This window comes from Roseomonas sp. GC11, assembly GCF_024437745.1.
Classification (GTDB): Bacteria; Pseudomonadota; Alphaproteobacteria; order Acetobacterales; family Acetobacteraceae; genus Pseudoroseomonas.
On the sequence record NZ_JANFNY010000137.1, the window covers coordinates 1 to 7,601 of the forward strand.

The following is a 7,601-nucleotide window of genomic DNA, read 5'->3' on the forward strand; positions in this document are numbered from 1 at the left end:
CCACCGCCCCGGTGGCGGCGGTGCTGGAGCGCGCCCGCGCCGCCCTGGCCGCGCCCGCCCCGCCGGCGGCCCCGCCGCCCATGCCCTTCGTCGCCGCCACCGGCGCCTGGGGCGTCGGCATCGTCCGCACCCTGGCTTACTGGACCGGCTTCTTCGGCGAGGCGGTGGTGATGGCCGCCGCCCTGCTGCCCTATCCGCGCCGCCTGCGCCTGGCCGACACGCTGCGCCACCTGGACGAGGCCGGGCTGCGCGCCTTCCCGCTGACGCTGCTGCTGGGCTCGCTGATCGGCGTCATCCTCGCCTTCCAGTCTTCCATCCCGATGCGGCAATTCGGCGCCGAGCTGTATATCCCGCCGCTGGTCGGCATCTCGCTGACGCGCGAGCTGGGGCCGCTGATCGCCGCCATCATCCTCTCCGGCCGCACCGGCTCCGCCTATGCCGCCGAACTCGGCACCATGACGGTGAATGAGGAGGTGGACGCGCTGCGCATCATGGGCATCGACCCCATGGCGATGCTGGTGATGCCGCGCCTGCTCGCCGCCGCGCTGGTCATGCCGGTGCTGACGCTGCTGATGGATCTCTCCGGCCTGGTCGGCATGGGGCTGGTGATGGGGGCGCTGGGCTTCCCCGCCTCGCTGGTGCTGAACCAGCTGAGCCAGTGGCTGACGCTGGGCGGGCTGATGGGCGGGCTTGGCAAGTCGGTCATCTTCGGGCTGGTCATCGCCGGCATCGGCTGCCGCGCCGGGCTGTCCGCCGGGCGCGGCCCGCGCGCGGTGGGTGACGCGGCGACGGCGGCGGTGGTGGGCGGCATCGTCTCCACCGTGGTGCTGGATGGCATCTTCGCCGTGATTTTCTACCGGCTGGGCTGGTGAGCATGGACACCCCCCCCGCACCGGCCGCCCCCCTGGCCACCCCCCCGGCCGCCCCCCTGGCCGCAGGCACCCCCCCGGACATCCACCGCCGCACCGCCGCGCACCCCGTGGTGGCGGCGCGCGGCGTCGCCATGGCCTTCGGCGCCAATACCCTGTTCCGCGATGTCACCTTCGAGGTGGAGCGCGGCGAGGTCTTCGTCATCCTCGGCGGCTCGGGCTGCGGCAAGTCCACCCTGCTCAAGCTGCTGATCGGCCTCCACGCCCCCACGGGCGGCGAGATCCGCATCCTGGGCGAGGATCTGGCCGCCGCCACCGGCGCGGCGCGGCGCGGGCTGCTCACCCGGCTGGGCGTCATGTGGCAGTCGGGCGCGCTGTTCGGCTCCATGACGCTGCTGGAAAACGTCATGCTGCCGCTTGAGGCCCATACCCGCCTGCCGCGCGCGGCGCGGGAGGAGGTGGCGCGCGTCAAGCTCGGCCTGGTCGGGCTGTCGGACGCGGCGCATCGCCTGCCGGCCGAGATCTCCGGCGGCATGGCCAAGCGCGCCGGCATCGCCCGCGCCATGGCGCTCGACCCGCCGCTGCTCTTCCTCGACGAGCCCTCGGCCGGGCTGGACCCCATCACCTCCGCCGGGCTGGACCAGCTGATCCGCGACCTCGCGCGCGACCTCGGCACCACCTTCATCGTGGTGACGCATGAGTTGCAGAGCATCCTGGCCATCGGCGACCGCTGCATCATGCTCGACAAGCAGGCCCGGGGCATGATCGCCGAGGGTGACCCGCGCGCCCTGCGCGACCACGCGACGCACCCCACCGTGCGCGCCTTCTTCCGCCGGGAGGCGGCCTGACATGCCCCAGACATCCCGCCTCTATGTCCGTGTCGGCACGCTGATCCTGGTGGGCCTCGCGCTCGGCCTCGGCTTCGTGCTCTTCCTCACCGGCGGCGGCTTCGGCCGCCAGACCATCATCTTCGAGACCTATTTCGGCGAGAGCGTCACCGGCCTCGAGGTCGGCGCGCCGGTGCGCTACCGCGGCGTGCAGATCGGGCAGGTCAGCCAGATCGGCCTCGTCAACGCCGAATACCCGCCCTCCAGCCGCAATGCCGCGCTGGATGCCTTCCAGCTCGTGCTCGTGCGCCTCGCCCTCGACCCCGGCAAGGCGACGATCGACGATGCCAGCTCCGTCTCCAGCGTCGTCAGCCGGGGCCTGCGCGCGCGGCTCTCCAGCCAGGGCATCACCGGCGTGGCCTATGTGGAGCTGGATTTCGTCAGCCCCACCCGCTTCCCTGCGCGCGATGAACTGCCCTGGGAGCCGCAATACCCCGTCATCCCCGCCATGCCCTCCACCGTGGCCCAGGTGCAGAGCGCGGCGGAGGCCATTCTCGGCCGCATCGAGCAGGCGCCGCTCGAACAGCTGCTGGGCGACATGACCGAGATCGTCGGCACGGTGAAGACGCAGCTGCAGGAGGGCGATCTGGCCCGCGTCATCGCCGACGCGGCGCAGACCATGAGCGCCCTGCGCGGCAGCGTGGCGGGGACGGACCTGCCCGGCCTCGTCGCCGATCTGCGCGCCACCGTGGCCGATCTGCGCGGCCTGATCGGCGGGCCGGAGGCGAAGGCGACCCTGGCCCATGCCGCCGGCGCGGCGGAGGAACTGCGCCGTGGCCTCGCCCGCCTGCCCGCCGCCATCACCGCGCTGGAGCAGACGGCGCGCACCGCCCGCGCCACCACGCAGGATGCCAGTGTCGATCTCGGCCCCATCCTGCGTGACCTGCGTGCCGTCACCACCAATCTGCGCGACACCACCGAGACGCTGCGCCGCACCCCTGGCCAGGCGATCTTCGGCGCGCCGCCCCCCGCGCCGAGCTACCGCTGAGCGGGCCTCCCCCCTCAGACGCCCCCGCACCCGCCATCACCGGCCTCTCACAAATGGGTTTCCAAAGGCCTCAGGCCTTTGGTGGGGAGAGTTTGAGAGGGGCGAAGCCCCTCTCAAGAGAGCATCGCAAACCGTCTCTGAACGAGAGGAAGCCCGCATGAACCGCCGCCTGCTGCTGGTCCTGCCCTTCGGGCTGGCTGCCTGTTCCGTGCTGCCCGAGCACCCCTATGTGGAGGTGCGCCGCTTCCCCCTGCTGCCGCAGCGGGCCGAGCCGCCCCGGCCGGCGGGTGGTCTGGCGGGTGGGGGGCGGCGGGTGCTCCAGGTGCGTCTGATGCGGGCGGCGCCGGGGCAGGAGGCGCGCGGCCTGCGCAGCCTGCGCCCCGATGGGACGGAACAGACCGATTATTACGCCGAATGGAGCGCTCCCCCCGCCGAACTGGCGGAGGAGGCGCTGCGCCGCTGGCTCTCCGCCGGCGGCCTGTTCCAGGCGGTGGTGGCCCCGGGCAGCCGCGCGCGCGCGGACCTCGTGCTGGAGACGGAGCTGACCGCGCTCCAGGCCGATCTCGGCGCCGGGGAGGCGCGGGCCGGGCTTTCCGCCGTGCTGCTGCGTGAGGGGGGCGAATCGGCGCAGGTGCTGGCGCAGCTGGCCGTCAGCGGCCGCGCGCCGCTGCCGGCGGAGCGCCCGCTGCGCCCCGAGGCGCTGGCCGCCGCCATGACCGAGGCTTTCGCCGCCACGCTGGGCGCGCTGGAACGCGGCATCGCCCCTTACGCCTGAGCCGCGCTTCAGGGTGACAGGGCTGCGGCTGGCGCGCATCAGGCGCCGGTCGCAGGCGGGGTTCGCATTAACGGAGTGGTTAGGCATGTCCCGTTAGTCTCCAAAAAGAGACAAATGGGGAGTTTCGCCATTTCCATGAGACACGTGGAACGCCTCCCGCCGGCTGGCGGAGCCGCCCATGCCCCTGGCTAACCCAGCCGATTGCTGGGACGAGGTTTGGGATGATTTCGAGGCCCGGCACCGCCCGGCCGAGCCGCCCCCGCCCGCCCCGGCGCCCGCGCCCCGGCGCAGGCCGCGCCTGCGGCGTGGCCCTGTGGCCTTCCTGGCGCTGATGCTGCTGGGGGTGGGGCTGCTGGCCTTTGGGCCGGGCCGCCCGCTGGTGCATCTGGCGGGGATGCTGCTGCGGCAGGATGCGGGCCGCGTGCTGGCGCAGCTGGATGGCGCCGGCCTGCAGCCGGCCCTGGCGCGCCCCGCCGCCATGCCGGATCTGGGTGGCGAGGCCGGGGTCTATCTGGCCCTGCTCGCCGGCGAGGTGCAGGCGGGGTGGCAGGATCCGGTGGCGCTGCGGCAGATGATCGTGGCGCGCCGTCTGGCGCCGGAGACCCTGGCCAATGCCACGCTGCGGCCGCTGGAAATGCTCGGCCAGTGGCGCCTGCAGGGCCTGTCCGAGGTGCGGCTGGAACTGGCGCCGCGGGCCGGCCCGGGGGCGCTGGGCCTGGATCTCGCCTGGCGCGACGGGGCCTGGCGCGTCACCCGCCTCGCCTGGCCCGGCTGACGGAAAAAAGTTTTTTGGTTCTTTTTTTCAAAAAAGAACGTTTTGTTTTTTTGAATGAAAAAGATCCGGGGGAAGGAATTCCCCCGGACCCCCATCTTTTCTCTTCCAGGGCCGGGCGCCGCTGGCGCCCGGCTTCCACCCCTCTGGCTTCCCCTTAGAAGCGGTAGCGCACCGAGGCGCCGACAATCCACGGGTCGAGATCCGCCCGCGCGCCGATGGCGCCGCCATTGACCGAGACATCCGGGCGCAGGAACAGCTTCTTCACGTCGAAATTGACGCCCCAGCGGTCATTCACCGCATAGTCCACGCCGGCATTCAGCGCCCAGCCCCAGGTGTTCTCGATGTCCACCTTGCTCACCGGGGAGGTGCGGCTGCCGCCCTCGCCATAGAACACGGTGTAGTTGATGCCGGCGCCCACATAGGGGCTGAAGCGCGACTGCGGCAGCGGGTGGTACTGCAGCGTCAGCGTCGGCGGCAGCGCCCAGACATGGCCCAGATTGACATCGCCGAGCGCCGAGCCACGCACCTTCACGTCATGCTTCGTCGTGGCGGCGATCAGGTTCAGCGAGACATTCGGCGTCAGGAAGTAGGTCAGGTCCAGCTGCGGCGTCGCCGTGTCCGAGGCATCGGGCTTGCCATTGATGGCATCCACGCGCCCGCCCTTCTCCGGCAGCACGCCGATCACGCCAAAGCCCAGCACCAGATCGCCGGCCTGCTTGCCACGGAAGGGGGCGTCCTGCGCCTGGGCCGGGGCGGCCAGCAGGGCGGCACCCATCGCAACGGCGGCCACGGCACCGCCCATCTTCTTGATCACGACCAACCTCTCATTCCAGGCGGCATCCCCGCCATGCCACCCGAGTAGTGCCGCCCGGCTGACGTTTCCTTGATCTGGATCATTCCGTGGGGAGCCCCGACGATCGGCCCGGCCGCACTGTGGCATGGCCGCAACAGCCCCCCGCGCGGGGGCGCGGCAGCGCGCCATGCCTTGCCGCTGCCGCGCGGCGACGATAAGCCGCAGGCGGCACCGACCTGCTTTGGGGAATCCCGCATGGCCACCGACCTCGACATTGCCCGCGCGGCGACGCTCCTGCCCATCCAGCAGATCGCCGCGCGCGCCGGCATCCCGGAGGCGGCGCTGGAGCCCTATGGCCGCTACAAGGCCAAGGTCGGGCTGGATTTCGTGCGCGCCCAGGACAGTCAGGCCCAGGAAAGTCAGGCCCAGGACAGCCCGATGCCGGGCCGCAGGCCGGGCGCGCTGGTGCTCGTCACCGGCATCAACCCCACCGCCGCCGGCGAGGGCAAGACCACCACGACCATCGGCCTGGGCGATGCGCTGAACGCCCTCGGCACCCGCACCATGATCGCGCTGCGCGAGCCCTCGCTCGGCCCCTGCTTCGGGGTGAAGGGCGGCGCCACCGGCGGTGGCCGCGCCCAGGTGGCGCCGATGGAGGAGATCAACCTCCACTTCACCGGCGATTTCCACGCCATCACCGCCGCCAACAACCTGCTGGCGGCGATGATCGACAACCACCTCTACTGGGGCAATGAGCTGGGCCTCGACGCCCGGCGCATCTCCTGGCGCCGCGCCATCGACATGAATGACCGCGCGCTGCGTGGCATCACCGCGGCGCTGGGCGGCGTGGCCAATGGCTTCCCGCGCGAGGATGGCTTCGACATCACCGTGGCCTCGGAGGTGATGGCCGTCTTCTGCCTGGCGCGCGACCTCGCCGACCTCCAGGCGCGCCTCGGCCGCATCATCATCGGCCAGACGCGGGACGGGCGCAGCATCACCGCGCGCGACCTGAAGGCGGATGGCGCCATGGCCGCCCTGCTGCGCGATGCCCTGGCCCCCAATCTGGTGCAGACGCTGGAGGGCAGCCCGGCCCTGGTGCATGGCGGGCCCTTCGCCAATATCGCGCATGGCTGCAACAGCGTCATCGCCACCCGCCTCGCCCTGCAACTGGCCGATGTGGTGGTGACGGAGGCCGGCTTCGGCGCCGATCTGGGCGCCGAGAAATTCCTCGACATCAAGTGCCGCTCGGCCGGGCTGGCGCCCGCGGCCTGCGTCGTCGTCGCCACGGTGCGGGCGCTGAAGCTGCATGGCGGCGTGGCGAAGTCGGCCCTGGGGGCGGAGGATGTGGCGGCGGTCCAGCGCGGCATCCCCAACCTCGCCCGGCATGTGCAGAACATGCGGAAATTCGGCCTGCCCGTGGTGGTGGCGCTGAACCGCTTTACCAGCGACACGGCGGCGGAGATCGCGGCGGTGCAGGCGGCGATGGCGGCGCTCGGCACCGAGGCCATCCTCTGCACCCATTGGGGGGAGGGCGCGGCGGGCGCCGCCGATCTCGCCCGCGCGGTGCAGGGGCTGATCGCCGGCGGCACGGCGGCCTTCGCCCCGCTCTACAACGACCACCTCTCCCTCCAGGGCAAGATCGAGACGGTGGCGCGCGAGATCTACCACGCCGCCAGCGTCGCCGTGCCGCCGCCGGTCGCGGCGAAGCTGCGGAAATTCGAGGAGGCGGGCTTCGGCCATGTCCCCGTCTGCATCGCCAAGACGCAGTATTCCTTCAGTGCCGACCCCACGGCGCTGGGCGCGCCGGAGGGGCATGTGCTGCCCATCCGCGAGGTGCGGCTTTCCGCCGGGGCGGGCTTCGTGGTGGCGATGGCGGGGGAGATCATGACCATGCCCGGCCTGCCGCGCCGCCCGGCGGCGGAGACCATCGGCCTCGACGCCGAGGGCCGTATCGAGGGGCTGTTCTGATCCCGCCCATTGGCCCGCTGGCGGACCCGGCGGCGCTGCTGCGCGCCGGCATGGCGCGGCATGGCGCCGGGGATCTGGCGGCGGCGGCGGCGCTCTACCGGCAGGCCCTGGCGCTGCGGCCGGAACTGCCGGATGCGCTGAACCTGCTCGGCACCGTGCTGCGCCAGCAGGGCGACCTGCCGGGGGCGCTGGCGCTGATCCGCCGCGCCGTGGCGGCGCAGCCGGCGGCGCCGGTCTTCCTCGCCTCGCTGGGCGCCGCCCTGGCCGAGGCGGGGGAACTGGAGGAGGCGGTGGCCGCGCTGCGCGCCGCCCTGGCGCGCCGGCCGGAGGATGGGCTGAGCCTGCGCCATCTGGGCCAGGCGCTCTGCGCCCTGGGCCGGGCGCGGGAGGCGCTGCCGCCGCTGCGCCGCGCGGTGCGGCTGGCGCCGCGCTCCGCCGAGTCGCACCTTGCCCTGGCCCATGCCTGCCGCGAGGCCGGCGCAGCTGCTGGTACGCCCGGCTGATGTGGAGGACCTGCTGCTGCTGCTGCGCGACCGCCCCCGCGGC

General features: G+C 72.8%; 8 protein-coding genes. 7 read left to right on the top strand and 1 reads right to left on the bottom strand.

The genetic code is table 11. From position 1 onward, the window contains the following. The 5 genes from NON00_RS23425 to NON00_RS23445 form a co-directional block, all read left to right on the top strand. Positions 1 to 872: ABC transporter permease (locus tag NON00_RS23425; RefSeq protein ID WP_256025208.1), on the top strand; the 872-nt coding region annotated here is incomplete at its 5' end. 2 nt (positions 873 to 874) lie between these two features. After that, positions 875 to 1,717 (top strand): ABC transporter ATP-binding protein, encoded by an 843-nt coding sequence (locus NON00_RS23430; protein WP_370688762.1) that lies wholly within the window; start codon positions 875 to 877, stop codon positions 1,715 to 1,717. 1 nt (position 1,718) lies between these two features. Continuing rightward, positions 1,719 to 2,744 (top strand): MlaD family protein, encoded by a 1,026-nt coding sequence (locus NON00_RS23435; protein ID WP_256025209.1) that lies wholly within the window; start codon positions 1,719 to 1,721, stop codon positions 2,742 to 2,744. Positions 2,745 to 2,901: 157 nt separating this feature from the next. Beyond that, entirely contained in the window at positions 2,902 to 3,519 is a 618-nt protein-coding gene (locus NON00_RS23440) for an ABC-type transport auxiliary lipoprotein family protein (protein ID WP_256025210.1), read from the top strand. A gap of 178 nt (positions 3,520 to 3,697) precedes the next feature. Further along, positions 3,698 to 4,294 carry a hypothetical protein gene (locus NON00_RS23445; protein WP_256025211.1) on the top strand — a complete coding sequence of 199 codons (597 nt, stop codon included), beginning with the start codon at positions 3,698 to 3,700 and terminating at the stop codon, positions 4,292 to 4,294. Positions 4,295 to 4,448: 154 nt separating this feature from the next. Here the strand turns inward: NON00_RS23445 and NON00_RS23450 are convergent, their stop codons facing one another. Then, complete coding sequence (locus NON00_RS23450) at positions 4,449 to 5,108, bottom strand: OmpW family outer membrane protein (protein ID WP_256025212.1); 660 nt, start codon at positions 5,106 to 5,108, stop codon at positions 4,449 to 4,451. Positions 5,109 to 5,342: 234 nt separating this feature from the next. Between NON00_RS23450 and NON00_RS23455 the strand changes: the two genes are divergently transcribed. Then, positions 5,343 to 7,055: a formate--tetrahydrofolate ligase gene (locus NON00_RS23455; protein ID WP_256025213.1), complete on the top strand. Its 1,713-nt coding sequence runs from the start codon at positions 5,343 to 5,345 to the stop codon at positions 7,053 to 7,055. Positions 7,056 to 7,105: 50 nt separating this feature from the next. Further along, complete coding sequence (locus NON00_RS23460) at positions 7,106 to 7,558, top strand: tetratricopeptide repeat protein (protein ID WP_256025214.1); 453 nt, start codon at positions 7,106 to 7,108, stop codon at positions 7,556 to 7,558. The last annotated feature ends 43 nt before the right edge of the window (positions 7,559 to 7,601 follow it).